Source organism: Kribbella sp. NBC_00359, assembly GCF_036097425.1.
Taxonomy (GTDB): domain Bacteria; phylum Actinomycetota; class Actinomycetes; order Propionibacteriales; family Kribbellaceae; genus Kribbella.
In genome coordinates this window covers 8,287,061-8,312,989 of the sequence record NZ_CP107975.1, presented here as the reverse complement: position 1 = coordinate 8,312,989, position 25,929 = coordinate 8,287,061, and the positions used below count along the sequence as shown (strand labels likewise).

Below are 25,929 nucleotides of genomic sequence, written 5' to 3'. Positions count from 1 at the left end.
ACGAACAGCGGTGCATTCCCGAGGGGGGAATTCATGACGCAACACCTCAGTGCCGAATCCGGTACTGATCAGGCAACGACCGAGGACACCTCTGTCCGGTCCGAAGCCGCGACCCTGGTGATCCAGGCCGCGTCCGGGGACCAGGGTGCGTGGAGCCGATTGGTCGATCACTATGCGCGGCTCGTCTGGGCCGTCACCCGCAGCTTCCGGCTCAGCGACAGCGACGCTGCCGACGTGTCGCAGATGGTCTGGCTGCGGTTGCTCGAGCACATTCACCGCGTCGACCCCGAGCGGGTCGGCGCGTGGCTCGTCGTCACGACCCGCCGGGAATGCCTGCGGGTGCTGGCATTCCGCAAGCGTGTCCTGCTGACCTACGAGTCGTCCGCGTTCGAGGGACAGCCGGGCGACCAGCCCGAGCTGGACTCCGAGCTGCTCGCCGGCGAGCGGGCGCACGACGTACGGCGGGCGCTGGAAAGCCTGCCGGATCGGTGGCAGCAGCTGCTCGGCATGCTGATGGCCGACCCGCCCGCGCCGTACGCGGAGATCTCCGCAACGATCGGTATCCCGATCGGCAGCATCGGCCCGATCCGCGGCCGCTGCCTGGAGAAACTCAGACTGCTGCTTGCCTCCTGAAGCAGCATCCCGACCGGTCCGGACCGCCTGATCAGAGCATGATCCAGGCGGTCCGGACCGGTCGTTGCGTGCTGCCCGGCCAGCGGAGCAGGAAGCTGACCAGCCGCGCGGCGGTCGGGCCCTCGGCCTCGCCGCCACGGGACTCGACCGCGACCGGACCGGACGGGGAGACCCGCAGCTCGATGGTCAGGTCGGCCTGGCCGTGCACGTCGACGTCCAGGGTGATGCCGTGGCCGGCGAACCGCAGCCGCCGGACGTCTTCGGAACCAGGGGCGTCGATGATGCTGTCGAAGATCAGGTCGAGGACGTCGAGATCCCGCTCGTGCCGCCCGAAGGCGGCATAGCCGACCGAGCGGAGCAGTGCGATCTGCTCGCCCGCGGCACGCTCAGGAGGCCCGATCATCGCCGCTCAACGCTCCTCGGTCACCTTGATCACGCTGTCGCCGTCCTGCCCGTACGGCGCTCCCTGCCACGAGGCCCAGTTCACCCGTGTGCCCTGACCGTGCACGATGAAGTTCCACGGCCCGGCGTAGGTGTTGCTGAAGAAACGGTTGCCCTGGTGGTAGGTGATGGCGTCCTGCACGATGGCCTTCTGGTACGGCGACCAGGTCGGGAACGTGCCCCAGTTGGAGAACAACCCGTTGTAGCCACAGCCGCTGCGCGACGCACAGGACTTGCCGATGTTGTCCGGGTCGAGGCTGAACACGTTGTCGTGCACGCGGACGTTCTGAGTCTTCCACCGGCAGTCGCCGAGGTATGGCTGGTCGAGGATGTTCGCCGCGTTGCAGGTCTTGGCGGTGACGACCTTCGGGTTCACCAGGGTGCCCGAACCCGTGCTGGTGTTGGCCGGTGAGCCGGAGAACCGGTCCGCGTTCTCCCACAGGATCACCCCGGCCCAGTTGTCGGTGAACACGTTGCCGCTGACCTCGAACGTCTGGTTGAACATGCCGGCCACGCGCTTGTCGGCCCCGGACTCGGACAGGTACAGCGCCGGGGTCGGGAACCCGCCGTTCTGCGGACCCTTGCCGAGACCGTTGCGCAGGAACGTGTTGCCCCGGATCGAGGCGTTGTAGCTGGTCTCGTAGACGATGCCCTCGGCCAGGTTGTTGGAGATGTAGTTGCCCTCGATGGCGAAGCTGGTGTTGTTCGTGTCCGCCCACAGCCCCGCGCTGTGGTTGTCGTGGATCCAGTTGGACCGCACGATCGCGCCGGTGACCTCCCAGAACTTGCCGCCGCCGGTGCAGCCGCAGCCCGACTTCGCGGTCTCCCAGTCGTCGGTGTTGTTCCCGGCGATCTCGTTGTGCTCGACCGTGATGCTGGTGACCTTGCCGGGGTTGTACGCGCTGAAGCCGTACTGGCCGTTGTCCTTCAGACAGTTGCTGCGGACAACGTTGTGGTCACCGATCATCACCCCGGCGCCGGCGTTCTCCCGGATCGTGTTGGCCTCGACCGTCCACTTCGCGGCGGCGTCGTGGTTCACCGCGCCCTCGTCGTTGTTCGTCCGGCGCGCTCCGAAGTTCTGGATGGTGAGGTTCTTGATCACCACGTCGGTGGCGTAGCCGGTGAAGGCGTACCGGTTCTTCCGGCCGCCGTCCAGCACGGCCCCAGGTGCACCGATGTAGACGTTCCCCTGCTTGGGAATGACCTGGGCGAACGCGCCCGAGCCCAGCGTGTGCTTGCCAGCCTCCAGGTAGAACGTGGTGCCGGCCGGGCTGGCCTCGGTGACGTCGTGCAGGTTCTGCGTGGCGCTGACGACGACGGCGCCCGCGGGTGCGGTCGCCGGGCCGGACAGTGCCTTGACGTTTCCGCAGATCGCGGCCGGCGGTGTCTTCGGCGCCACCACGTTCGCCGCGGTGGACGTCGCGGCAGGGCCGGATGACGCCGTCCCCGTTGAGGACGGCCGGTTCGCGACATAGACACCGGCGCCGGCGACGACCGCGAGCGCGGCCACTCCGGCGACGATCACCGTCCGCCGGTTGCGGTACCACGCGGTTCCTCGGCCGGAGACCGGCGGGGACGGGTCGCGCTGTTCCATGGCTCTTCCTTCGGGGGGCACGTGCTGTGGGCTAACGAAGCGGTGTGGCTGACCGGTCGATGGCGAACCGGTAGATGTCGAGCAGTTGCTCGATGGCGTGTCCGGGGTCGTGCTTGGCCTCGTACGTCGCCCGCGCGTTGCGGCCGAGGACGTCGTACCGGTCCGGGTCGGTGTCGACATCGAGCAGGAGCTTCCCCAGGTCGTCCGGGCGGCCGGGATCGAACAACGCGCCGTCGACCCCGTCGGTGACGAGTTCGGGGAAGGAGCCGTGAGCGGACGCCAGCGGCGGTACGCCGACCGCCATCGCCTCGACCACCACCAGCCCGAACGTCTCCTCCCACTCCGACGGCAGGACAACCCCGCGGGACTCGCCGAGCAGCTCGAAGACCTCCGGCTTGCTCAGCAGGCCGCGCAGCTCGACCGACGGCCGGTCGGCCGCCCAGGCGGTCACCTCGTCCAGCATCGGGCCGCCACCGGCGATGACCAGCCGCAGCGCGTCGTCACCCGCGATCTCGCGGTACGCGTCCCAGCCCTTCATCAGCAGGGGCGCGCCCTTCGCCGCGTCGAGCCGGCCGACATACGCGACCTGTCGCTGCTTGCGTCCGTTGCCGGGGCGGCCGACCGGGCCGTCGTACGGCACGTAGTTGTAGCGGACGAAGCTGCGGTCCGGGTCGAAGCACAGTCCGGCCAGCAGCCTGCGCTGCGACTCGGAGATGAACACGAACGCCGAGACCAGGTCGCGCCAGCTCCGCCGGTGGCTGCGGGTGTTCAGCACCGTGCTCGCGGTTGCCAGCGTGGACCCGCGGTAGCAGCGGTGCCGCACGCCGGGGAGCGGATTGCCGCCGGCACAGTCGTGACAGACGGCGCCGTCGCGGAAGAAGTCGCCGCTGGCACAGAGCAGCTTGTAGTTGTGCAAGGAGATCACGACCGGAACGCCCGCGTCCCGACACGCGTACAGCACGGACGGGCTCAGTACCGGGAACGTGTTGTGCACGTGGACCACGTCCGGGCGGAACCGCCGTAGCGTCTCGGCCAGATCGCGTTTCGCGGCCGGGTTCCAGACCACGCGGGCCGGCAAGGTGGCCTTCTTCCAGGCCGGCCAGTCCTCGATCTCGTCGCTGCGGCGCTCGAACAGTTCGACGTCCTGGCCGGCCGCGGCCAGCGCCGCGAGCTCCTGATCGACCACCCGGTTCTCGCCGCTGGGCGCCGTCGAGCGGTACCTGTTGTGCACCAGCAGGATCTTCATCGTGCTCCCTCACGCGGAGTCCACGAGTACACCAGCGACGCGGCCAGTGTGAGCTCGAGAAGGTACGGTGACGCCTCGCTGAGCCCGCTCTCGGTGAACGAGGCGACGACGCAGTAGGCGACCAGGAAGAGCGCCAGCGCGCGGCGCGGGCCCTGGGGCTGGAACCAGGCCGCGATCAGCACGAACAGGACGAGCACGATCGTGATCGCCGCGCCGAGCAGGCCGACGTCGTAGTACGTGCCCAGCCAGTTGCTGTCGATCGGCAGGCCGTTGAAGGACTTGTTGGACAGCCCGAACCCGAAGAAGGTCTCGAACGTCGAGCGCGGCTGCTCGAGGATCGCGTCCCACACCATCTTGCGGCCGGTCAGGGCGCCGAGTTCCGCGCTGTCCTGGCCGCGGGCCAGCCAGGTGGTCACCACCGAGCTGAGGGTGAGCGCGCCGACCGAGAACACGACGACGCCGATCGCGAACGCCCGGCGGACCCGCGTACGCGCGGTGAACAGGCTCAGCCCGGCGATCACCACGCCGGCCAGCATGGCGATCAGCGCCGTCCGGGTGTGGGTCAGCAGGAGGACCGGCGTTGTCACCAGGACGCTGACGAGCGCCACCGAGCGACGCAACAGCCCCGCCATCCACAGCACAGCCGTCAGGCCGATCGCGACGGCGGCATAGTGGCCGACCTGGGTCGGCGGGATGGGCCACAGGACGCCGCCGAGCCGATCGTCGGTGAGCGCGAGACCGGGTGCGACCAGCAACCCGACCACGACCGAGCCGACGATGCTCCACAGGACCAGCAGATGGGTCCGCACCAGCAGCAGGTCGCGCCGGGTCCACCACGGAGTGAGCAGCCAGAGCACGAGCACGAACAGGAACAGGCGACTGGTCCGGAACAGCGCGCCGAACAGGAACTCGGCCCGGATGCTCGCCACCAGTGCCTCGGCCGCCAGCAGGCCGGCCAGGAACATGTAGACACTGGGCCGGATCCGCGCCGGCCGGTTCACGGTCAGCACCACCATCAGGGCGACGACCAGCGACGACTGGGCGATGAGCTTGCCGACGCTCCCCGGGATCGGGATGATGTGCGGCGCGCCGGGGAAGAACGTCATCACGTTCAGCACCAGCAGGGCCCAGACCAGCTGCACCCGCCGCCGGCGGCGCCGCTCCGGCGCGACGAGCCGGCGGCCGACCGCGGCACCGAGCTTCGGGCCGGCGACCTCGGTGCTCATCGGTCGAACATCTCGACATCAGCGGTCCTGGTCGAAGACTCCAGTTCCGCGATCCCGACGCCCTCGTCGGTCTTGTCGGCCCGCAGTACGACGGCGGTGTCGATCTGCAGGCCCGCGAGCCGCAGCATCTCCCCGGTCGCCTGGATCTTGGCCGTCGTCGACCGTCCCGCTGTGACCACGACGGCCGCCCGCGCCGCCCAGCTGCCCAGATGCTCGGCGCCGAGGGCCGGCGTCAAGGTGGCGAGGGTGAGGACCACGTCGGCGACGTCCCACGCGGCGTCCAGGGCGATGTCGTCCGAACCGCCCGAGCGGTTGTTGTCACCCAGCCGCAGGTAGCAGCCCTCGGCCGGTCCGTTGTCCGGGTCCGGCAGGAAGACGTCGAGCCGCTTGCCCGGCTCGCTGAACTGCGACTCGTGGGTGCCCGGCGTCTTGACGCCGAGCGTCGCGGCGAGCAGACCGGTCCCGGTGAGGTCGGCGGCCAGCACATGCCTGCCCTCGGTGGAGTACGACACGGCCAGAGACGCCACGGCCAGCGCACACGCCTTGACGTCGTCGACGCTCACCACGGCCAGCGCCGGAGTCGGCCGCTTCGACCAGATGATCCGCTGGTCGAGGTGCTGCACCATCAGCTTGATCTCGGGGTTCTGCTGCTGCGAGGCGCGCAGCCGCTTCGGGAACGGCCACAGGCGCCAGCGCGGCGGGCGGCCGGTGCTGAGCCGGACCCTGGCCCCGAGCGAGCGGGCGATGTCCTGCCGTTTCCACGCACGGTCGGACACGAGCGCGCGAACCACCACGAAGCCCAGCCCGATGAAGAGACCTGCGATCAGGCCGGTCATGGCCTTGATGGCCAGCGTCCGCTTCGCCGACACGAGGACCGGCGCCGCGTCGTCGAGCATCCGGCTGCTGTTCATCTTGGAGGCCGCGACCTGCTCGTCGAGCAGCTGCTGCCGGACGTACTGCGCCTTGTCCCGGGCGGCGCCGAGCCTGATCATCTCCGGGGTCTGCGGCTGCTCCGGACTGTTCGGGTTGCCACCCGCCGCCACCACAGCCTGTTCCGCTGTGGTCTCCTCGTTCTGGGCGGTGACATAATCGCGGCTGAGTGGCGCCCCCTGGAGCGCGATCTGCTCCTTGCGGAAGATCAGGTACGTCTGCGCCAGGATCCTGGCCAGCCTGGTGGCATCCTCGCTGGTCTTCGCGCTGACCTTGATCTCCAGGACCCGGTCGGTCAGTGGCGCGACCGTGTACTCCTTGAGCAGGTCGTCCGGTGTCTCCGGCAGCTTCAGGAATTCGATCGTCCGCTCGGCCACGGTGCGGGTGGTGGCCAGGCTGGCGTCCGTGGCCATCGCCTTGGTCGGATCCTCGCCGTCCCGGTGGGTCAGCAGCAGCCGGGCCGACGAAACGCTGGCCGTCGGCATTGCGACGGCCGTCGTGATCCCGCCGGCCAGACCGATGATCGCCAGGACCAGCCAGATGCGCATGTGCCGGCGGATGGCGTCGCGGAGGAACCGGTAGGTGACGAGGGCGTCCGGCGGAAACGAGGTCGTCGTCTCGTCGGCGAACAGGCCGTCGTCGTCGTCGAACCAGGTGGTCGAGCCGGCCGGGGGATCGGAGTACGGTTGGTTGCTCATCGCGGCCGCCTCGCAGATCCGGTCAGCAGCGTGGGCAGTCGGGAGCCCGCGCGCCGCTGTGCCTGCGAGACCCGGCCGATCGTCCGGTCGGACGGATCGGGATCGGTGACGACCAGGCCGTCGATGTTCCGGTCGTCGGCGGCCGCGGCCACGGCGAGCCGGGCCAGTTCCTCGGCCGTCACGGTGCCCGCCGACAGGGCGACGATCGTGCTGGTGGTGGGTTCCGCGCCGTCCAGGTGCGGGGTGTCCTTGTCGACCACGACCAGATGGATGTCCAGGGCCACGGATCCGGACGGTCGCTCCTGGTGGTTGTCGAGCACGATCGACGTACTGATCCCGATCGACCGGGCGAACGCGGCGAGCTGCAGACCGAGTGGACGGGCCTTGTCGTCGTCGGCGAACGAGATGACCGTCAGCGAGGCCGGCGACCCACCCTTCACGTCCAGGCCCAGGTTGTGCAACGTCTTGCGCAGGCTCCAGGCGTCGACGGCGGTCGGGGAGTAGTGCTCGAACAGATAGGCCCAGTCCGACACGTCCGTCGCCCGGTACGACGAGACCGAGGCCAGCACCGGCAGCCCGACCGCGTCGGCGACCTCGTCGCGCAGCCGGAGCCGGCGGTCACCGCGGGCCCTGGCCAGCACACCGATCGAGCCGGCCGCGGCACCCAGCAGCGCACCGAGCAGGCCGAAGATGCCGAGATGGACGAACATGTTCCCGCCGCGGGCGGTGGTCGCTTCCTCCAGCATCCGGGCTCCCGTTTTCTTCCCGAGGTCACCGGGCAGCTTCTGGTCCGTGGTGACGAACACCAGGTAGATCTGGGCGACCGCGTTGGACAGCCGCATCGCCTGCTGCGCCGAGGTTCCCTTGGCATCGATCCTGATCACGTCCGTCGTGACCGCGGTGACATTGACCCGGTCGCGGACGGTCTTCACGCCCAGCGCCGGCGCGAGGTTCTGGCCTGCGCTCCGCAGCACCGGCTCGCTCTCGGCGATGTACACCTGGGTCGCGATGCTCTGCGTACCGGCTTCCTTCTCCGCGTCGGTCGCCGGCGGTGGTGGCAGTACCACCAGCGACGTCGCCGTGTGCAGCGGCGGTTCCAGGACGCCGTAGGCGACCCCGCCGAGCAGGCCGACAGCGGCCACCGCGGCGACCACCAGTCGCTGGCGGCGGATGGCCTGCCAGGATTTCTTGACGTCGAGCTGCTGTGCGCTCACAGTCCCCTCCAGTCGAACGTCACTGTGACTTCGGAGTAATAGAGGGCGGTGATCCGCGCCTGATACAGCGAGGAGGCAGTGGAGTCCGGTCAGGACCGGAATCGGAAGATGCTGGTCGCCGGAGCGTCCGCAGCGAGCGTGCCCGAGCCCACCAGCGTGATGATCGGGACCTTGTGGCCGAATCGCGGGGAGTACCAGCCCATCAACGGATCGTCGCCACCGCAGTGCGCGGTCCAGCTCAGTCCGGCCGGCAACTCGACGATCGCCGAACCCGTGGGCCACTCCAGCCGGCCGATGGCCCCGTCCAGCTCGACGGATACCTCCGGACCGAGGTGCCACGCCATCCGTACGGCGGACGCCTCATCCAGGTGATCCTCAACCCGCAGCACGCCATGATCCAGTACGGCGGTCCGCCGGTGAGTGATCGGTGATTCGCCGGCTCGGTAGCCGTCGTGGTCGGCGTCCCAGGTGACCACGTCGTCGTCGACGGCGTACCGGCGTACCCGGCCTGTTGCCCCGCGCAGCCAGAGGAACGGGCCACCCCAGGTGGACTGCTCGGTGCCGGCGACCTCGACGGTGTTGTGGGCGATTGTCGAGCGGAAGTAGTTCCGCCAGGCTTCCTCGCCGTGGTAGCAGTACGTGCCAGGGTCGGCCAGGATGTCGACCCCGCCGACCCGGACCTCGAGGGACAGCGCGTCGCAGTGCGCGTGGGCGGCGATGGACAGGAAGCCGTGCGGGCCGGCGTCGGCGCGGCACCAGATCTCCGGGCCGTCGGCTCCGTCGACACTGGCGCGGCTGCGCAGGATCGTCAGACCGGCGTCCCCGAAGTGCGCCGGCCGCTCGGCCGGACGATCGGATTGCTTGCCGTTGACTAAAGAGCCGACGATGACCGCGGTCGCCGTGACCGGAGTCTTCGGCCACCAGGGTGCTCGGCCGACGACGGCGCCGCCGAGCGACAGGAACGCCGACCAGTGGTGGACATCCGGTGGATCGAGGACGAGCACCATGCCCTCGTCGTCATCGCCCTGCCGAGGTGGTCGCAGCGTGTCGTCGACGATGGCCGCGGCGACGTCGACGGTCCGCGTGAGCAGGGCCCAGGTGCGGGGGCTGAGCGGATGACCGGCGGTGTCCGCCTCGAGAGCGGCGTACAGGCCGAGCTCCGAGACGAAGCGGTGGTAGTCGGTCGCGAGCTCGCGGTTCACACCGGACGGGAACGTGTTGGCGTCGAGTTCCTTCTCCAGCAGCGCTGCCGCGTCGGTCCGCCAGCGCGCGCTCTTGCTGAACCAGGGGAACGCACAGGCCCCGACGAGCTGCCCGGCGGCCTCCGCGATCACGTGGTTGTTCGCCGACGAGCCACGGCTCTCGAACGCGGCGAGATAGCGCTGGTGCCAGTAGATCTGCCGGAGGGCGAGTTCGTTGTGCTCGAACAGGTCGGTGACCTCGGGCCAGTCGTTCAGCAGCCGGCGGATCCAGGTCCAGCTGATCAGCCGGAGGCCGATCTCGATCCCGCTGGCCCAATGCACGCCGGACAGGAACGGGTTCGACCGCCACCAGTCGTTCAGATGGTCGGCGACTCGTTCGGCGTACGCGTCGTCGTGGGTCAGATACCAGGCCGCGGCCAGCTGGGTGAGGTGGTGGTGGCGGGACAACTCCCAGACCTGCTTGATGTTCCCGACCACCTCCTCGTTGCGGTGGTTCAGCTTGAACACGTACTGCGCGGGGTCCGACCGGCGGCCCGTGGTCGGGTCGCGGAACCAGTCCGGCGCGCGCAGGTCCGTCCGGTCGGCGCCGAGCACCTCGAGCTTGCCGGCCATGATCGCGTCGGCGGTCGCGATCATCGCCTTGCGGGCCTCCTCCGGTACGGCGCACGCGGTGTGCGGCGGGAGCGTCGTACCGAAGGTCAGCTCCTTGCGCAGCGGGAGGTGGACCTCCGCGTCCTGCCCGGGCCGGACCTGTTGGTAGGCCCAGGCAGTACGGCGTGCGTGGTCGCGGGTGCGCCAGATCAGCTCGGTGGCGGACATCCGGCGCAGGCGGCGGACGTACCAGCCCAGGGGCTGACGGCTCATCGGGTCCCTTGAATGGGCTCCGGGCGGCCGCTGGCGAGGCTGCGATCGACCGCGATGGTCGCGCGGGTGGTGGCTATCAGCGAGTCGAACGAGATCGGCATCGGGCCGCCGGACCTGACCGCCGCGACGAAGTGTTCGAGCTCGATCCGCTGACCCTTGTCGGTGCCGCGGGCCTTGCGGATCGCCGGCTTCCGTCCGGCCCACACCGAGGCGCTCTGGAAGTTGTCCAGCCGGCCGTTGCGGCCGCCGCCGGTGATGTCCAGCGTCTCCTTCGGGAAGCGGGAGTTGCCGCCGCCGACGTAGCTGATCGTGCCGACCGAGCCGTTCGCGAACCGCAGCGTGACGACGACGTCGCCGGCGTCGGGACCGGGTACGGCGTACACCTCGGTGGGCGGGCTGTTGAGCCACCAGCTGAGGGTGTCGATGAAGTGGCCGCCCTCACCGCCGAAGCGGCTGCCTTCCTTGTCCTGGTCGAGGTACCAGCTGGACGGGTCGAGCCGGCCCGCGTTCACCAGGTAGCGCAGCGACGAGTTGCCGCCGGGGGTGCCGAAGCGGTCCCGCAGGTCGGTCAACAGCGGGGCGAACCGCCGGTTGAACCCGACCATCAGCCGGTCGTTGCCGGTGGCATCAACCGTGGCGACGATCCGGTCCACGTCCTCGGTGGTCAGGGCCAGCGGCTTCTCGACGAAGACGGCCTTCCCGCTCTCCAGCGCCCGGCAGGCGAGGTCGGCGTGACTGCTGTGCCGGGTCACCACGAACACCGCGTCCAGGCTCCGGTCCGTCAGCACCGCATCCGCGTCGGTCGAGATCGCCTCGAACCCGAACCTCCGTTGCGCGTTGGCCGCCGACAACGACTTGTTCGTCGCCACGTGAGCCAGCACCGCGTCCTCATCCTTCTGCAGGTGCGGCAGCAACATGCTCGACGCGTAGTTCCCGGCGCCGATGAATCCGAGTCGGACGGAGCCGGTGGTCGGAGCGGACGGTCGCGAAACCCGCGTCGTCTGCGGCGCGGCCTCCTGCTGGGGAACATCGGGGTACTCGAAGAGGAAGCCGACTCCTGGGAGGGAGCCGCTGCTGAGTTGCTGGTAGACCTCGGTCGCGTCGGCGATCGGGAACACGCTGGCCACCAGGGACCCGACGTCGATCTGTTCGCGGGCGATCAGGTCGATGAAGCATTCCAGGTTGCGGCGTTCGGTCCAGCGAACGTACCCGGCCGGGTAGTCGATGCCTTGGAGCTCGTAGCGGTCGTCGTACCGGCCGGGGCCGTAGGACCGCGAGAAGCGGACGTCGAGTTCCTTGTCGTAGTACGCGTTCCACGGCAGGTCGAGCTTGGTCTTGCCGATGTCGACCACGCGGGCGCGGTCGCGGGCCAGCCGGGCGGCCGTCTCGACCGGGCCATTCGAGTGACCGCCGGCGGCCAGCAGGATGCGGTCCGCGCCGAGGCCGTTCGAGGCCTCCAGCAAGGCCCGTTCCAGCGTCGCGATCCCGGCCTCGTCCGCGGACGAGCAGTGCAACGCGCCGGCCTTCTCCGCCATCCGGCAGCGGTCCTCGACCGTGTCGATGCCGAAGACGCGTACGCCGGCCGCGACCAGCAGCCGCACCACGAGCTGACCGACCAGGCCGAGCCCGATCACGACCGCGGTCTCGCCGAGCTGTACCTCTGCCTGCCGCACGCCCTGCATCGCGATCGCACCGACCGTCGAGAACGCGGCCTGCTCCGGCGGCACCCCGTCCGGCACCGGCACGCACAGGTTGACCGGCACCCAGTTGTACTCCGCGTGCAGCGCGAACTCGTTGCCCGCGGCAGCGACCAGCTGCCCGACGCTGAACTCTTCGGCACCGGCGCCGACCTCGACGACCACACCACACAGCGAGTAGCCCAGCGGTGTGTAGGAGTCGAGCTTGTTCATCACCTTCTTGTAGGTGTTGACCGCGCCCTGCTGGGCGACCGAGTCGAGCACCTTCCGCACCTGGTCCGGCCGCGCCCGTGCCTTGCCGACCATGGACAGCTTGGCCTCGCCGACCTTCATCAGCTCGGTGCCTGTGGAGATCAACGAGTAGAGCGAGCGGATCAGCACGCCCCCCGGCGCACAAGCCGGCGGCGGTACGTCGAGAACCGCCAGCTCACCGGACTTGTAGTTCTGTGCAACCTGTTTCATGCCAGTCCTTCAGAGAAGAGTCTTCACAGTGAGGTGATGGTCACGCCCAGGGACCGCATGTTCCGGGTCCAGGTCTCCAGCGTCAGCAACTGCCAGATCTGCTTCGAGTAGTCCTCGCGTCCGGCCCGCTCGTCGTCGACCAGCCGCTGTACGGCGCTCTGCCGCAGGAACCCGCTGCCGACGAGCTCGCCCCGCAGCAGGGTGTCGTCGACCAGTTCGCGCAGGTCGTTGCGGATCCACGCCCGCAGCGGCGCGCTGAACGACGCCTTCGGCCGGTAGATGATCTCCTTCGGCAACCAGGCCTCGGCCGCCTTCTTCAGCGCGAGCTTGCTGACCCGCCGGTGGATCTTCTCGCTGCCCGGGATCGAGAACGCCGCCCGCGCGACGATCGGGTCCACGAACGGCGTCCGGACCTCGGTCGACGCGGCCATGCTCGACCGGTCGGTGTAGGCCAGGTTGAGCCCCGGCAGGAACATCCGCGAGTCGGCCAGGCACATCCGGTTCACGTGATCGTCGAGCGTGGTGTCGTGGTAGATGTCGCTGTGCTCGGCGAGCAGCTTCCCGACGTACGGCTCCAGGTCCGGACTGATCAGACCGGTCAGCTGGTCCCCGTCGTACATCGTGTAGCTGCGCCGGAACGCCGTCTCCTCGGGGAGATCCGCGAAGGTCTGGAACCGCTTCGCCCAGCGCGCGTACCGCAGGCCGCGACCGTTCACGGTCACCGGCAGCCGCCGGACCGTGGGTCCGATGAGGCCGTTGCGCAGTACGCCGGGAAGCCGCTGGTACTGCGCTCCCATCACGCACGCGAGGTGTTTGCGATAGCCGCCGAACAGCTCGTCGGCGCCCATCCCGGAGAGCAGGACCTTGACGCCGGCGTCGCGGGCGGTGTCGCACATCAGCAGCGTGTTGATCGCGGCCGGGTCGCCGATCGGCTCGTCCAGGATGTCGACGATCCGCGGCAGCAGTTCGACCACGTCCGGCGCGATCTCGATCTCGTGCAGGTCGATGCCGAACTGCTGGGCCACCTTGCGGGCGTAGATCGCGTCGTCGGGCATCGCCTCGAGCCGCTGGTCCTGCGCGCGGAAGGTGATCGTGTACGAGTCGACACTCGGGTCGAGCCGCTTCGCCAGCACGGTGACCAGGCTGGAGTCGAGACCGCCGCTGAGGAAGGTGGAGACGGGTACGTCGGCGACCATGTGAGCGGCGACGGATTCCTCGATCACCGTCCGCAGGTCGGCGCGCGGCCCGGCCGCGGCCTCGGTCGCGACGTCGGTCACGCGCCAGTACGTCTCGTGCCGGCTGCTGCCGTCCGGCCGGAACTCGGCCCACGAACCCGGCGGCAGCTTCTCCACGCCCTCGATCGAGCAGCGCTGCTCGGGCAGCCAGTAGTAGAGCATCGACGCGACCAGCGCCCCGGGCTCGGTGCGGAGCTCCGGTCCGATCGCGGCGACCAGCGCCTTCAGCTCGGACGCGAAGATCACGCCGCCCTCACGGCGGAGGAAGTACAGCGGCTTGATGCCGAGCGGGTCGCGGGCCAGGTACATGCTGCCGCTGTCCTCGTCGAGCATCGCGAACGCGAACATGCCGCGGAACCGCCGGAGTGCGTCCGGCCCCCACCGTCGCCAGGCCTCCAGCACCACCTCGGTGTCGCCGTTGGTCCGGAACGCGACGCCGGCCTTGGACAGCTCGGCCCGCAGTTCCTTGTAGTTGTAGAGCTCGCCGTTGTAGCAGATCGTCAGGCCGCGCTTGCTGAACGGCTGGTCGGCTTCCGACGAGAGGTCGATGATGGACAACCGGCGGTGCGCCAGGTACGCGCGCACGTCGCCGTCGTCGAACGGGTACACCGCCGAGGCGTCCGGACCGCGGTGCGCGATCCGGTCGCTCATCGTCTCGGCGAGGGCGAACCCGTCGCGCTGCTGGTAGCAGCCGGCAATGCCGCACACCTCAGGACCCCGTGGCCCGGGCGACGTCGCCGACGTGGCTGACGTGACCGGTGAGCTGGTCGTACACCTCGAGGTAGGCCTTGCGCTGGTGGTTCCAGGCGAGCACCCGCTCGACCCGCTCGCGACCCAGCTTGCCCATCCGGCGGCGCCGTACCTCGTCGTCGAGCAGGTCGACGATCGCCTCGCCGTACTGCGCGACGTCGTTGGGCTCGACGTACACGGCGGCGTCCTCGGCCGACACCTTGGTCTCGATCAGGTCGAAGGCGACGACCGGGAGCTCGAAGGCCATGTACTCCATCGTCTTGTTCATCGTCGACACGTCGTTGAGCGGATTCTTCGGATCCGGCGACAGGCCGAGGTCCGCGGTCGACATCACCGCGCGGACGGTCTCGTCCGGCACCCGGCCGGTGAACTCGACGTGGTCGCCGAGACCGAGCTCGTCGCGCAGCGCCACGACGTCGTCGAAGGAGTCACCGCCACCCATCAGCGTGAACGCGACGTCGGTGCGCCCGAGCTTGTTCACGATGTGATCGGCGGCGCGGACGACGATGTCGACGCCGTCCTGCGGTCCCATCACGCCGATGTAGGTGACCAGGTAGCGGTGCCCGCGCCTCAACATCTGGCGCGACTCGTCCGCACCAGACGAGTCGCGGCGCAACTTGTCCGGGTCCGGCCCGGTGCGGACCACGGTCACGTCGTGGTTCGCCTTGCCGCTGCGGGTGATCGCGATCCGCCGGTACGAGTCGTTCGTCGAGATGACGTGATCGGCCTTGCGGTGCGTCATCCGCTCGAGGAACCGCAGTCCCTTGTACGGCAGGCTCGTCGTACCGCCGAAGCGGGACTGGAACAGCTCCGGGCACAGGTCGTGGTGGTCGAACACGAACCGGGTCCGGTCGAGGCGGCGCAGCAGCATCGCGATCGGCCAGAAGATGTCCGGCGGGTTGCAGGCCTGCAGGACCTGGAACGTGCCGGCCTTGCGGGCCCGCAGCACCAGCCGCAGCGTCATCAGGAACGAGTAGGCGTACTCGGTGACGAACCCGAGCTTGCTGCCGCCCGGCGCGTAGGCCTTGTACTGGTGCACGGTCACGCCGTCGATGACCTGGTACGACGGGTCGCCCGGACCCTTCGGGCACACGACGGTCACGTCGTACCCGGAGGCCACCAGGGCCTTGCACTCCAGCCAGACCCGGCGGTCGAACGGGACCCAGAGGTTCTGGATGATGATCAGGACGCGCGGACCGGTCACCAGCCCACTCCTTCGTATCCGGGCAGCGCCTCGACGGCGTCGCCGAGCCGGCCGCTCAGGTCGATGGTGCGGGCCGGCGGCGAGCTGAGCAGGGCGTTCACGGCCGCGCTGTCGGTGGCCGAGACGATGGCCAGATCGGCATCCTTGAGGGCCGCCGCCGGGTCGTCGGTGAGCACCCGTTGCAGGTGTGGGAGCTTGGACGTCACGTGCCGCAGGTTCGCGCCGACCAGGCGGCTCGGGTTCACGATCGCGTCGTAGATGCGCAGGTTGTAGCCCTTCCCGATCAGCCGCTCGGCCAGCTCGACGTTCGGACTCTCGCGCAGGTCGTCGGTGGCGTGCTTGAAGCTCAGGCCGAGCAGCGCGATCTCGCGGCCCGGACCGGCCACGACCCGGTCGACGACGTCGCTCACGGTCCGCTCGTTCGTGGCCAGCGTGCCGGCCAGCAGCGGCAGGTCGGTGTTGTTGACCCGGGCCAGGTGCAGCACCGAGCGCAGGTCCTTGGGCAGGCACGAGCCGCCGAACGCGAAGCCGGGCTTCAGGTAGTACGGCGAGATGTTCAGGCTGGTGTCCTGGACGAAGATCCGCATCACCTCGCGCGAGTCGACGCCGTAGTGCCGGAAGATCCGGCCCATCTCGTTGGCGAACGAGACCTTGGTCGCGTGGAACGCGTTGCAGGCGTACTTGAGCGCCTCCGCGGTCCGGACGTCGACGATCTGGATGTCGACCTCGAGGCCGCGTTTGGAGAAGATGAAGCCGAAGAGGTCGGTCAGAGCGGTACCGACCCTCTTGTCCCGGGTCCCGACGACCACGAACGGCGGGTCGTAGAAGTCCGCCAGCCCCGATCCCTCACGCAGGAACTCCGGCGTCATCGCCGTACCGAAGGTGAGACCCTCCGGCGGTGGTACGTCGGCCAGCACCTGTTCGACCACCTCGTCGACCGTGCCCGGCGGGACCGTGCTGCGGACCACGATGCTGTGGAAGCCGGACACCGGCGGGTTCACCACGTGCGCGGCTTCCGCGATGTCGCGGACCGCGCGCCGGATGTAGGTCAGATCAGTACTGCCGGCCGGCGTCGACGGTGTCCCCACACAGATCAAGGAGACGTCGGCGCGCTCCAGCGCGAGCCGCGGATCGGTGGTCGCGTGCAATCTGCCCGCGGTGACCCCCTCCGCCACCAGCTCGTCCAGGCCGGGTTCGACCACCGGGCTGTGTCCCTCTGTGATCGGACCGACCTTCGCAGTGTCGACATCGACCCCCCAGACGTCGTGGCCGTTGGCGGCCAGGCACGCGGCCGTCACCGACCCCACATAGCCCAAGCCGAATACGGCAACCTTCATAACGCCCCCCACAGGCTCATGACGCAGGCATCCCCCACGTACGTCAGCGCACAGAAGAGCAGTGGGCGAGGCCGCCTGATACACGCCCCCCGAAATATCTATCCTGAGTCACAGAACGTGTTCGGCGACCAGCCATCGGAGTGATCATGGAAGCCCTGTACGACCTCCCGTCCGGCGACCGCGTCCGGGTCATCGACACCACCACCGTCGGTCAGAGCCTTGGCCGGATCCTCCAGCTGTACCGCGAAGGCGCCACCGAACCCGTCTTCTTCGGCGACCACCCCCGACCCGAAGGCGTGGTCATCTCCTTCGACCAATGGGCCGAGTACGAGGCCATGAAGGAAGAAGCCGAGTTCGAGAAACGAGTAGAAGGCATCACCCGCGACCGCCTCGCCAACGCCCGCCCCGAGGATTGGATCTCGTTCGAGGACGCCGCCCGTGAAGGTGGCTGGGATCTCGACGTCGAGGACGACGAGACCGGCAACGCTCCCGGCGACAACCATCGGCCCTGATGCGGTACAACCTGATCCTCCACCAGGACCTCCGGGCGCAGATCAACGCGCTGAGCGAGGCGCGCAAGCGTGACCCCCGCAGCGACGAATCCAAGGAATACGTCGCCGTCATCAAGGGCCTGAAGGCGCTGCAAGAGGGTCGGGAGGGGGAGTACGAAGGCAAGCAGCTTGGCTACGGCCCGCGGTCGCATGACCTGAGGGACTGTGCCGAGCTCAAGGTGCCGGTCGTCGACGAGTACAAGACCAACGGCTGGCCGATGGGTCCGTCGCACCGGCTCACCTACCGGGAGTTCGACCCGCTCCCGAGGGTCGAGGGCAACCGGGTGGTCACCGATCCGAACGCTCAGCCGTACCGGCACGTGGTCGCCTTCGCGCACCGAGCGGACGATCCCGCAGCCATCACGGGCGAACGCTTGGGGCGGGGGCGGGGGATACCTCAGCGTGAGCTCCAGGGGTTGACCGGTGGCGGACGCCCTGACGTCGGGCCGCAACGGCAGGGCGTGCAGACGACGCCGCATCGGATTCCCATGCCGGCGGGCTTGATCCGGCAGGCGGCGATTCTGCGGGACAGCCCGCCGGCCGGCAGCGCGGTCCCTTCCCGGACCACGCCACAGAATGCGCCGGCCAAGTCCCCGCCCAGCTCCAGCCAATCCCAGTCCCGCGACCGCTGACCTAGCTCGTGCCGCGCCTAGCAACGTTGCGTTGATCATTGGGTCGGCGGATCTCGGGCCCGATGGCGAAGTATCGCGTCGATCGGGGTGGTGTCGTCCTGCGGTCCCGGGCTGGTGATTGGCCTGCCGCGGGTGGGTTGGCGAACACCCCGGCAGGCCTGCGCCTGCGACCTTTGAGGGGTCAACCCCGCGAGTGGTGGGTTGCGGAGGCAAATTTCGGTTCCGCAACCCACACGCCAAGGGGTTGACCCCTCAAACGGCGGCGGCGGGTCGGCAGTACCGTCTTGTCTTCGTCGAGCGGGATGTTGAGCGAAGCGTCCAGGGCATGCGCAAGCTTCGAGAGCAGGGGCGGCGTCGGGGCGGTGTCCGAACCTTCGATGCGCGAGATCCTGGCCTGCGTCAATCCGGCCCGGGCGGCCAGTTCGCTTTGGGTGAGGCCGAGCTCGGTGCGGCGTTCGTACACGGCCTGCGCGAGAGCCATGGACAGGCGGATCTCGCGACGTGTCTCTGCCACGTCCTCGGGCTCGGTGAAGCCCGCAGCGAGCTTCCGCTCACGCAGAGTCTTCCAGCGGCTGTGACTCATCGTTCCTTGTCCACGACGGCGGCTGTTGAGTGTAGGGATCAGGTGACCGGCAATCGCTTGCCGGCGACATGCTGCCCCACTCGACGCGGTGGCTTCGGTCGCCGAGTGGTGCGGTGAACTGATTCCGGATCGCTTGTATCAGACTGCCGGCTCGGTGATCTGTTGTAGCGAATGACGGAACCGAGGCGTGGGGAGCGACGGATGAGGGTTCTGGTCACCGGGGATCGGGGTTACATCGGGGCCGTGATGGTGCCGTTCCTGCGGGATGCTGGGCATCAGGTGGACGGGTTGGACACCGGGTTGTACGAGGGGTGCGACCTGCTGGGGGGCCCGGATCCGATCGGGCGCCGCAAGCCGCGGGACATGCGGGACGTCGGGCCGGCCGAGCTCGAGGGGTACGACGCCGTGGTGTGTCTCGCCGCGTTGTCGAACGATCCACTGGGTCACCTGAACAAGGACGCGACGTACTCGGTGAACCTCGACGGGACGCTGAACGTCGCGCAGGCGGCCAAGGACGCGGGCGTCGAGCGGTTCCTGTTCGCGTCGTCCTGCAGCCTGTACGGCGCGGCCGGCTCCGAAGCCGTTGCCGAGGACGCCGAGATGTTCCCGGTCACGCCGTACGGCGAGACCAAGGCGCTGGCCGAGCAGGAGCTGGCGAAACTTGCCGACGACACCTTCAGCCCGACGTACCTGCGCAACGCCACCGCGTACGGCGCCTCGACCCGGCTGCGGCTCGACATCGTGGTGAACAACCTGACCGCGATCGCGATGACCAGCGGTCAGGTCCGGCTGGAGAGCGACGGCACGCCGTGGCGCCCGCTGGTCCACATCGAGGACATCAGCCGGGCGTTCCTGACCGTGCTGGAGTCGCCACGCGAGGTGATCCACGACGAGGCGTTCAACGTCGGCCGGTCCGAGGACGTCGTCCAGGTCCGCGACATCGCCGAGATGGTCCGCGAGGCGGTGCCCGGCTCGACCCTGTCGATCGCCGACGGCGCCGGCCCGGACCTGCGCAACTACAAGGTCGACTTCAGCAAGCTGAATGACACCTTCCCGGAGCTGCGGCTGCAGTGGACGGTCCGCAAGGGCGTCGACGAGCTGTACAACGCCTACCAGCGGCACGGCCTGACGCTCGACGACTTCAACTCCGCCCAGTTCGTCCGGCTGCGCCGGATCCAGCAACTGCTCGGCGCGGGCCTGGTCGACGACCAGCTGCGCCGGCAGACCGACGACCAGTTCCCCGGTCCTGGGGACGCTCTATTCGAGGAGAAGCACTGATGGGGGAATCAGTCGCCTGCCGCCTCTGTGGCCAGACACTGACGCGGACGTTCGTCGACCTGGGGATGTCGCCGCCGTGCGAGAGCTACCTGCGCGCCGACCAGCTGGACAGCGGTGAGACGTTCTACCCGCTGCACGTCCGGATCTGTGACAACTGCCTGCTGGTCCAGCTGCCGGCGTACGTCGCGGCCGACGACGTGTTCAGCGACTACCTGTACTTCTCGTCGTACTCGACCAGCTGGGTGGAGCACGCCCGCCGGTTCGTCGTCGACATGCAGGAGCGGCTCGACCTCGGCGCCGAGAGCCTGATCGTCGAGGCCGCCAGCAACGACGGCTACCTGCTGCAGCATGCGACCGCGCTGGGCATCCCAGTGCTCGGCATCGAACCGGCCGCGAACATCGCCGAGATCGCCAACGAGAAGGGCATCCGGACCGAGAGCTACTTCCTCGGCGAGGAGACCGGCAAGGACGCGGCGTCCCGGCACGGGCAGGCGGACCTTGTCGTCGGCAACAACGTGTTCGCGCACGTGCCGGACATCGTCGACTTCGCCAAGGGCCTGCGTGCGCTGGTGAAGGACGACGGCCTGGTGTCGCTGGAGTTCCCGCATCTGCTCCGGCTGATCGAGCGTCGTCAGTACGACACGATCTACCACGAGCACTACCAGTACCTGACCCTGAAGACCGCAGCGCTGGCGCTGGAGAAGGCCGGCCTGAAGGTGGTCGACGTCCAGGAGTTGGCCAGCCACGGCGGATCGCTCCGGGTGTTCTCGACACCGATCGAGACCGCGGGGGAACCGTCCGAGCTGGTCGGGAAGGTCCTGAAGGACGAGGAGGACGCCGGCCTGCACACGGTCGAGGGCCACATGGGCTTCGCCAAGGAGGTCTTCACGATCAAGGCCGAGCTGCTCGAGTTCCTGATCCAGGCCCAGCGCGACGGCAAGACGGTCGCCGGGTACGGCGCACCCGGCAAGGGCAACACGCTGCTGAACCACTGCGGCATCCGCGAGGACCTGCTGACGTACACGGTGGACCGCAGCCCGCACAAGCACGGCATGTTCCTGCCGGGCACGCACATCCCGATCTTCGCCCCGGAGCGCCTCGCCGAGACGCGCCCCGACTACATCGTGATCCTGCCGTGGAACCTGCGGGAGGAGATCGTCCATCAGCTCGGCTACGCACGAGAGTGGGGCGCGAAGTTCGTCGTACCCATTCCTCGTCTCGAAGTGATCTGAAAAACGTGTTGGGGGGAAGGGAAGTCAGATGAAGGTCGTGATCTTCTGTGGGGGGTTCGGGCTGCGGATGCGCAGTGGGGTGGACTCCGCACCGAAACCGATGATGACGATCGGCGACCGGCCGGTCCTGTGGCATGTGATGCGGTACTACGCACACTTCGGCCACACCGAGTTCATCCTGTGCCTGGGCTTCGGGGGGTCCGCGGTCAAGGAGTACTTCCTGCGCTACGAGGAGACGGTCTCCAACGACTTCGTGATGTCGAAGGGCGGGCAACGAATCCAGCTGCTCGACTCCGACATCAGCGAGTGGAAGATCACCTTCGTCGACACCGGGATCGACACCAGCATCGGTGAGCGGCTGCGCCGGGTCCGTCCGTACCTGGAGGACGACGACGCCTTCCTGGCCAACTACGGCGACGTGCTGACCGACGCACCGATGGACAAGATCGTCGACCACGTGATGACCAGCGACATCACCGCCAGCCTGCTCGCGGTACCGCCGCAGGCGTCCTTCCACGTGGTCGAGTTCGGCACCGATGCCCGGATCACCGGGCTGCGGTCGGCCGCCGACCTGAACGTGTGGATCAACGGCGGCTACTTCGTGATCAAGAAGGAGATCTTCGACGTCCTGCACGAGGACGAGGATCTGGTCGGCGACGCGTTCCCGCGGCTGTCCGCGATGCGCAGGCTGGAGGCGATCCCGCACCACGGGTTCTGGGCGCCGATGGACACGCTCAAGGAGCGCAGCCAGCTGGAGGAGCTGTACCGGTCCGGCAAGAAGCCGTGGGCGCTGTGGAGCCACGAGGCCCGCGAGCAGCAGAGCCAGGTGTTCGACAAGGCCACCGGCGGATCGGCCGACGGGCCGGTAGTGGTGGCGATCTGATGCTGCCGTTCCAGCTCGGCCTGATCGACGGGCCGGTCCACCTGGTTGCCCTCGGCGCCCATCCGGACGACATCGAGATCGGCTGCGGCGGCACGCTGCTCAAGCTGGCCGAGTCGGTGCCGGAGCTGACCGCCGAGTTCGTGATCGCGACCGGGACCTCGCTCCGGCTGGAGGAGGCCCGTCGCGCGGCGGAGCTGTTCCTGCCCGACTGCGAGGTGACCGTCACCTCGGCCGAGCTGCCGGACGGCCGGTTGCCGTCGTACTGGAACGAGACCAAAGAGTTGCTAGAGGCAACGGCTCGGGGCTGTAACACCGGTTCTGGGCGTCGCCCTGATCTGGTGCTGGCGCCGAGCCGCACCGACGCGCACCAGGACCACCGCCTGATCGCCGAACTGGCGCCGACGGTGTGGCGCGACCAGCTGGTGCTGCACTACGAGATCCCCAAGTGGGACGGCGACATCAGCCGGCCGTGGCTGTACGTCGAACTGACCGAGGAGCAGCTGCGGGAGAAGGTCGCCCGGCTGCACAAGGCCTACCCGTCCCAGGTCCCGCACGACTGGTTCGACGAAGAGGTCTTCGCCGGGCTGGCCCGGCTGCGCGGGATGGAGTGCCGGGCGAAGTACGCCGAAGCGTTCACCACGGCCAAGGCGATGTTGACATGGTGACCGGAGGGGGAGCAGTGAGCTTCAAGTGTCGTGGGTGCGCGGGGGAGAACGTCGTACCGGTCGTGGATCTGGGTGCGCAGCCCTGTGCCGACTACTTCCCGACCGCGGACACGCCGGGTCCGGATCCGCGCTGGCCGCTGGAGCTGTGGCTGTGCCGGGACTGCACGCTGGTCCAGCTCGGTCCGGTCGAGCCGCAGCTGCCCGAGCCGCCGCTGGCGGTCGAGTCGGCGACGAGCATCGCGCACGCCGAGTCGTCGGTGAAGGAACTTCTGCGGGACTACCCGGAGCTCGCCGGTGGAGTCGTGTTCGAGTTCGCCAGCCACCACGGTGGCTCCTGGCTCGAGCACCTGTACGCCGAGGGGTGCCGGCTGGCCGGTGACGGCGAACGGGCCGACCTGGTGGTCGACGTCCACGGCATCGCCCACGAGCCGGCGGTCGGCGAGCTGATGCAGCTCCGGGCCGAGCGGCTCGCGCCCGGCGGCCTCCTGGTGCTGGAGTTCCACCACCTGTTGCCGTTGTTCATCGGCAACCAGTTCGACACCATCCGGCACGGACACTGGTCCTACCTGTCGCTGCGGGCGGTGCAGCGGCTGGGTGCGCTCTACGGTCTGACCGTCGAGTCGGTGAAGCAGGTCGACATGTTCGGCGGCAGCCTGATGGTGATGCTCCGGCACACCGCGGACGCCGAGCCGGATCCGTCGGTCGACGTACTGCTCGAGGACGAGGACGCCGCGGGCATCGCCGACGAGGTGCAGCTGGCCAGCCTGCAAGAGGCTGCCTGGCATGCCGCCGGTGCGCTTCACGACGTTCTGACCCGTCACAAGGCCGCCGGCCGGACAGTGCTCGGGTACGGCGCTCCCTCGAAGGCGCCGGTGTTGCTGGACCTGAGCAAGGTCGGGACCGACCTGCTGCCGTTCACGGTCGATGCCGCACCCGGTAAGCACGGACGCCGGATCCCCGGCGGCTGCGGCGTACCGATCCGGCCCATCGACGAACTGCGCGCGGCGCGGCCCGACGTCGTACTGATCCTGACCTGGGACATCGCCGACGAGGTGATCTCGCAGCTCGAGACCGGTGGCGGCTGGGGTGCGACGTACCTCGTCCCGCTCCCCGAGCCCCACGAGATGGGTCGCTGACAATGCGCGGAGTGCTGCGCCGCCTCACCTGGGGACTGGCTGACCAGGCCGTGACCAGCCTGGTCAGCTTCGTGGTGGGCATCGTCGTCGCCCGCGAGCTCGGAGCGCTGGAGTTCGGCGCGTTCAGCCTCGCGTGGGTGACGTACGGCGTGGTGGTCAACATCTCGCGTGGCCTGGGGACCGATCCCCTGGCCGTGCGGTTCAGCGGGGTCGAGCGACCGCTCTGGCGGACGGCGGTCGCGAGTTCGTCCGGGATGGCGATCGCGGTCGGCCTGGCGCTTGGCGCGGTCTGTGCCGTCGTCGGTGCGCTGATCGGTGGACACACGGGGGCGGGGTTCATCGCCTTGGGCATCGTGCTGCCCGGACTGATGCTGCAGGACAGTTGGCGGTTCGCGTTCTTCGCGTCGGGGCAAGGCGGCAAGGCGTTCGTCAGCGACATCACCTGGGCCCTCGCCCTGGTGCCGCTGCTGTACCTGGCCTCGCAGGACGCGAGTGTGACCAGGTTCGTGCTGGCGTGGGGCGGGGCCGGAGCGTTCGCGGCACTGGTGAGCGGGCTGCAGGCAGGCATCATGCCGCGGGTGGGGCGCGCACTGCACTGGCTCCGGGACCACCACGATCTCAGCCTGCGCTACCTGACCGAGAACCTGACCATCAGCGGTGCGTACCAGCTCCGGATGTATGGGCTAGGCGCGTTCGCCGGGGTCGCGGCGGTCGGCACGGTCCGCGGCGCCGAGATGTTGCTGGGGCCGTTCTTCATCGTGCTGTCCGGCGTCGGCCTGGTCGCGGTTCCGGAGGCGGCGCGGGTGCTGCGGCGATCGGTCCGGGCCCTGCCGATCTTCTGCCTGCTGCTCGGCGGCGCCCAGTTCTTCGCGGCGCTGGCCTGGGGGCTGGTGCTGCTGGTCGCCCTGCCCGACGCCTGGGGGCACGCACTGCTCGGTGAGGTCTGGCTGACCTCCTCAGCATTGTTGCTGCCGGCAACTCTGTCGGTGGCGAACGCCGGGTTCAACACCGGTGCCGCGGCCGGCCTGCGCGCACTCGGAGTAGCCCGCCGGAGTCTGCGGGCCCAGCTGTGCGCCTCGGCGTTCTACCTGGTAGGCGGCGTCGCCGGCGGTGTGATCGGTGGCGCCCGGGGATCGGCCTGGGGCGCCGCGTGTGCGACGTTCTGCGCCGCCTTCGTCTGGTGGTTCACGCTGCGGACCGGGGTCCGCGAACGCAAGCAGCTGGAAGCGGAGCTGCAGTCCGAGCCGGCCGCGGCGGTTGACCGGCAGGAGATGCCTGAGATGAGGAGCACATGAACGCGCAACCGCGGCTGAGTGTCGGCCTTCCGGTCTACAACGGCGAGAAGTACCTCACGGAGTCCCTGGACGCCCTGCTGGGGCAGAGCTACGGCGACTTCCACCTGATCATCTCCGACAACGCCTCGACCGACAGCACGGAGGAGATCTGCCGGGAGTACCTGGCCAAGGACTCGCGGATCAGCTACTTCCGGCAGCCGGTCAACATCGGCGCCACCCCGAACCACAACTGGACGTTCGACCAGTCCAGCACCGAGCTGTTCAAGTGGGCGTCGTACGACGACCTCTACGGCCGGGACCTGCTGGGCCGGTGCATCGACGCGCTGGACGCCGACCCGTACCTGGTACTCGCGCACGCCCACCAGGCGATCATCGACGGCAACGGCGACATCGTGCTGAAGGTCGACTACCCGCTGGACACCGCGAACCCGCACGCACCGGACCGGTTCCGCAGCCTGCTGTTCGACGTCGGCGGCGACGACTTCTACGGCGTGATGCGCTCCGACATCCTGCGCCGTACGCCGCTGAACGGCAGCTACCACCACTCGGACCGGACGATCATGGCCGAGCTGGCCCTGTACGGACGGTTCCACCAGGTGCCCGAGCTGCTCTTCTTCCGCCGCGACCACCCCGATCGGGCCGAGCGGGCCAAGCCGACCATCCGGTCCCGGTCGGCGAACATGGAGCCGCGGCGGGCGAGCCGGCTGCGTCATCCCACCGTCCGGCTGGTCTCGGAGTACATCGGCGGCTTCGTCGGCGGGATCCGGCGGGCGCCGCTGTCGTCGGCCGACCGGCGGGAGTGCTACGGCCATCTGACCCGCTGGCTGGCGAACCGCGCCGTACGCCGCTCGACCGGCCGGATCGAGGACAGCAAGCCGGCCACGCCGCCGACCGCGATCCCGGAGAGCTCGGGCGTCGTCCGGCACCAGGAGGGCTCGTAG

At 69.0% G+C, this 25,929-nt stretch carries 22 protein-coding genes; 10 read left to right on the top strand and 12 right to left on the bottom strand.

The annotated features are described in order from the left end of the window. Positions 1 to 33 precede the first annotated feature (33 nt). The gene (locus OG876_RS40240; RefSeq protein ID WP_328521987.1) at positions 34 to 633 is read left to right on the top strand and encodes an RNA polymerase sigma factor; all 600 of its coding nucleotides are present in this window, start codon (positions 34 to 36) and stop codon (positions 631 to 633) included. A gap of 31 nt (positions 634 to 664) precedes the next feature. On the opposite strand, the gene OG876_RS40235 is transcribed toward OG876_RS40240, so the two are convergent. The 11 genes from OG876_RS40235 to OG876_RS40185 all read right to left on the bottom strand — a co-directional run bounded on the left by OG876_RS40235 (position 665) and on the right by OG876_RS40185 (position 16,733). Beyond that, positions 665 to 1,036 carry a hypothetical protein gene (locus OG876_RS40235; protein WP_328521986.1) on the bottom strand — a complete coding sequence of 124 codons (372 nt, stop codon included), beginning with the start codon at positions 1,034 to 1,036 and terminating at the stop codon, positions 665 to 667. Positions 1,037 to 1,042: 6 nt separating this feature from the next. After that, the gene (locus OG876_RS40230; RefSeq protein WP_328521985.1) at positions 1,043 to 2,668 is read right to left on the bottom strand and encodes a right-handed parallel beta-helix repeat-containing protein; all 1,626 of its coding nucleotides are present in this window, start codon (positions 2,666 to 2,668) and stop codon (positions 1,043 to 1,045) included. Between the two features lie 31 nt (positions 2,669 to 2,699). Continuing rightward, positions 2,700 to 3,914, bottom strand: coding sequence for a glycosyltransferase (locus OG876_RS40225; protein ID WP_328521984.1), 1,215 nt, complete (start codon positions 3,912 to 3,914; stop codon positions 2,700 to 2,702). Beyond that, positions 3,911 to 5,140, bottom strand: coding sequence for an O-antigen ligase family protein (locus OG876_RS40220; RefSeq protein WP_328521983.1), 1,230 nt, complete (start codon positions 5,138 to 5,140; stop codon positions 3,911 to 3,913). Before OG876_RS40220 ends, OG876_RS40225 begins: the two co-directional genes overlap by 4 nt. Then, on the bottom strand, positions 5,137 to 6,768 hold the full coding sequence (locus tag OG876_RS40215) for a hypothetical protein (protein ID WP_328521982.1): 1,632 nt from the start codon (positions 6,766 to 6,768) through the stop codon (positions 5,137 to 5,139). Before OG876_RS40215 ends, OG876_RS40220 begins: the two co-directional genes overlap by 4 nt. After that, positions 6,765 to 7,982, bottom strand: coding sequence for a Wzz/FepE/Etk N-terminal domain-containing protein (locus OG876_RS40210; RefSeq protein WP_328521981.1), 1,218 nt, complete (start codon positions 7,980 to 7,982; stop codon positions 6,765 to 6,767). Before OG876_RS40210 ends, OG876_RS40215 begins: the two co-directional genes overlap by 4 nt. Positions 7,983 to 8,071: 89 nt before the next feature. Next, positions 8,072 to 10,048, bottom strand: coding sequence for a heparinase II/III family protein (locus OG876_RS40205; RefSeq protein ID WP_328521980.1), 1,977 nt, complete (start codon positions 10,046 to 10,048; stop codon positions 8,072 to 8,074). Then, positions 10,045 to 12,207, bottom strand: coding sequence for a bi-domain-containing oxidoreductase (locus tag OG876_RS40200; RefSeq protein ID WP_328521979.1), 2,163 nt, complete (start codon positions 12,205 to 12,207; stop codon positions 10,045 to 10,047). Before OG876_RS40200 ends, OG876_RS40205 begins: the two co-directional genes overlap by 4 nt. A 23-nt stretch (positions 12,208 to 12,230) precedes the next feature. Then, on the bottom strand, positions 12,231 to 14,150 hold the full coding sequence (gene asnB / locus OG876_RS40195) for an asparagine synthase (glutamine-hydrolyzing) (RefSeq protein WP_328521978.1): 1,920 nt from the start codon (positions 14,148 to 14,150) through the stop codon (positions 12,231 to 12,233). Position 14,151: 1 nt separating this feature from the next. Beyond that, a complete protein-coding gene (locus tag OG876_RS40190) occupies positions 14,152 to 15,396 on the bottom strand; it encodes a glycosyltransferase family 4 protein (RefSeq protein WP_328521977.1) in 1,245 nt (414 codons plus the stop codon). After that, the gene (locus OG876_RS40185) at positions 15,393 to 16,733 is read right to left on the bottom strand and encodes a nucleotide sugar dehydrogenase (RefSeq protein WP_328521976.1); all 1,341 of its coding nucleotides are present in this window, start codon (positions 16,731 to 16,733) and stop codon (positions 15,393 to 15,395) included. Before OG876_RS40185 ends, OG876_RS40190 begins: the two co-directional genes overlap by 4 nt. 146 nt (positions 16,734 to 16,879) lie before the next feature. Here OG876_RS40185 and OG876_RS40180 point away from each other — a divergent pair, with 146 nt between their 5' ends. Then, positions 16,880 to 17,245, top strand: a complete 366-nt coding sequence (locus OG876_RS40180) for a hypothetical protein (protein ID WP_328521975.1) — start codon at positions 16,880 to 16,882, stop codon at positions 17,243 to 17,245. Further along, complete coding sequence (locus OG876_RS40175) at positions 17,245 to 17,916, top strand: hypothetical protein (protein WP_328521974.1); 672 nt, start codon at positions 17,245 to 17,247, stop codon at positions 17,914 to 17,916. Before OG876_RS40180 ends, OG876_RS40175 begins: the two co-directional genes overlap by 1 nt. A 181-nt stretch (positions 17,917 to 18,097) precedes the next feature. Here OG876_RS40175 and OG876_RS40170 read toward each other — a convergent pair whose 3' ends face one another. Then, positions 18,098 to 18,499 carry a helix-turn-helix domain-containing protein gene (locus tag OG876_RS40170; RefSeq protein WP_328521973.1) on the bottom strand — a complete coding sequence of 134 codons (402 nt, stop codon included), beginning with the start codon at positions 18,497 to 18,499 and terminating at the stop codon, positions 18,098 to 18,100. 201 nt (positions 18,500 to 18,700) lie between these two features. Between OG876_RS40170 and OG876_RS40165 the strand changes: the two genes are divergently transcribed. From OG876_RS40165 to OG876_RS40135, 7 genes are read left to right on the top strand one after another with little or no spacing between them, the layout of a single operon-like run. Continuing rightward, on the top strand, positions 18,701 to 19,777 hold the full coding sequence (locus OG876_RS40165) for an NAD-dependent epimerase/dehydratase family protein (RefSeq protein WP_328521972.1): 1,077 nt from the start codon (positions 18,701 to 18,703) through the stop codon (positions 19,775 to 19,777). After that, positions 19,777 to 21,009: a class I SAM-dependent methyltransferase gene (locus OG876_RS40160; RefSeq protein WP_328521971.1), complete on the top strand. Its 1,233-nt coding sequence runs from the start codon at positions 19,777 to 19,779 to the stop codon at positions 21,007 to 21,009. The genes OG876_RS40165 and OG876_RS40160 overlap by 1 nt, the downstream gene beginning before the upstream one ends. Positions 21,010 to 21,037: 28 nt before the next feature. Continuing rightward, positions 21,038 to 21,892, top strand: coding sequence for a glucose-1-phosphate cytidylyltransferase (locus OG876_RS40155; protein ID WP_328521970.1), 855 nt, complete (start codon positions 21,038 to 21,040; stop codon positions 21,890 to 21,892). Next, complete coding sequence (locus tag OG876_RS40150) at positions 21,892 to 22,557, top strand: PIG-L deacetylase family protein (RefSeq protein WP_328521969.1); 666 nt, start codon at positions 21,892 to 21,894, stop codon at positions 22,555 to 22,557. The genes OG876_RS40155 and OG876_RS40150 overlap by 1 nt, the downstream gene beginning before the upstream one ends. Positions 22,558 to 22,571: 14 nt before the next feature. Continuing rightward, complete coding sequence (locus OG876_RS40145) at positions 22,572 to 23,693, top strand: class I SAM-dependent methyltransferase (RefSeq protein WP_328521968.1); 1,122 nt, start codon at positions 22,572 to 22,574, stop codon at positions 23,691 to 23,693. 11 nt (positions 23,694 to 23,704) lie between these two features. After that, the gene (locus OG876_RS40140; protein WP_328521967.1) at positions 23,705 to 24,988 is read left to right on the top strand and encodes a hypothetical protein; all 1,284 of its coding nucleotides are present in this window, start codon (positions 23,705 to 23,707) and stop codon (positions 24,986 to 24,988) included. Continuing rightward, a complete protein-coding gene (locus OG876_RS40135) occupies positions 24,985 to 25,929 on the top strand; it encodes a glycosyltransferase family 2 protein (protein WP_328521966.1) in 945 nt (314 codons plus the stop codon). Before OG876_RS40140 ends, OG876_RS40135 begins: the two co-directional genes overlap by 4 nt.

Bases quoted from the DNA above. Each gene is read 5' to 3' on its own strand.
- OG876_RS40180 (WP_328521975.1), top strand. From the start codon at position 16,880: ATGGAAGCCCTGTACGACCTCCCGTCCGGCGACCGCGTCCGGGTCATC.
- OG876_RS40170 (WP_328521973.1), bottom strand. From the start codon at position 18,499: ATGAGTCACAGCCGCTGGAAGACTCTGCGTGAGCGGAAGCTCGCTGCG.
- OG876_RS40150 (WP_328521969.1), top strand. From the start codon at position 21,892: ATGCTGCCGTTCCAGCTCGGCCTGATCGACGGGCCGGTCCACCTGGTT.
- OG876_RS40205 (WP_328521980.1), bottom strand. From the start codon at position 10,048: ATGAGCCGTCAGCCCCTGGGCTGGTACGTCCGCCGCCTGCGCCGGATG.
- OG876_RS40135 (WP_328521966.1), top strand. From the start codon at position 24,985: ATGAACGCGCAACCGCGGCTGAGTGTCGGCCTTCCGGTCTACAACGGC.
- OG876_RS40230 (WP_328521985.1), bottom strand. From the start codon at position 2,668: ATGGAACAGCGCGACCCGTCCCCGCCGGTCTCCGGCCGAGGAACCGCG.
- OG876_RS40235 (WP_328521986.1), bottom strand. From the start codon at position 1,036: ATGATCGGGCCTCCTGAGCGTGCCGCGGGCGAGCAGATCGCACTGCTC.
- OG876_RS40165 (WP_328521972.1), top strand. From the start codon at position 18,701: ATGAGGGTTCTGGTCACCGGGGATCGGGGTTACATCGGGGCCGTGATG.
- OG876_RS40185 (WP_328521976.1), bottom strand. From the start codon at position 16,733: ATGAAGGTTGCCGTATTCGGCTTGGGCTATGTGGGGTCGGTGACGGCC.
- OG876_RS40220 (WP_328521983.1), bottom strand. From the start codon at position 5,140: ATGAGCACCGAGGTCGCCGGCCCGAAGCTCGGTGCCGCGGTCGGCCGC.
- OG876_RS40155 (WP_328521970.1), top strand. From the start codon at position 21,038: ATGAAGGTCGTGATCTTCTGTGGGGGGTTCGGGCTGCGGATGCGCAGT.
- OG876_RS40200 (WP_328521979.1), bottom strand. From the start codon at position 12,207: ATGAAACAGGTTGCACAGAACTACAAGTCCGGTGAGCTGGCGGTTCTC.
- OG876_RS40215 (WP_328521982.1), bottom strand. From the start codon at position 6,768: ATGAGCAACCAACCGTACTCCGATCCCCCGGCCGGCTCGACCACCTGG.
- OG876_RS40175 (WP_328521974.1), top strand. From the start codon at position 17,245: ATGCGGTACAACCTGATCCTCCACCAGGACCTCCGGGCGCAGATCAAC.
- OG876_RS40160 (WP_328521971.1), top strand. From the start codon at position 19,777: ATGGGGGAATCAGTCGCCTGCCGCCTCTGTGGCCAGACACTGACGCGG.
- OG876_RS40225 (WP_328521984.1), bottom strand. From the start codon at position 3,914: ATGAAGATCCTGCTGGTGCACAACAGGTACCGCTCGACGGCGCCCAGC.
- OG876_RS40240 (WP_328521987.1), top strand. From the start codon at position 34: ATGACGCAACACCTCAGTGCCGAATCCGGTACTGATCAGGCAACGACC.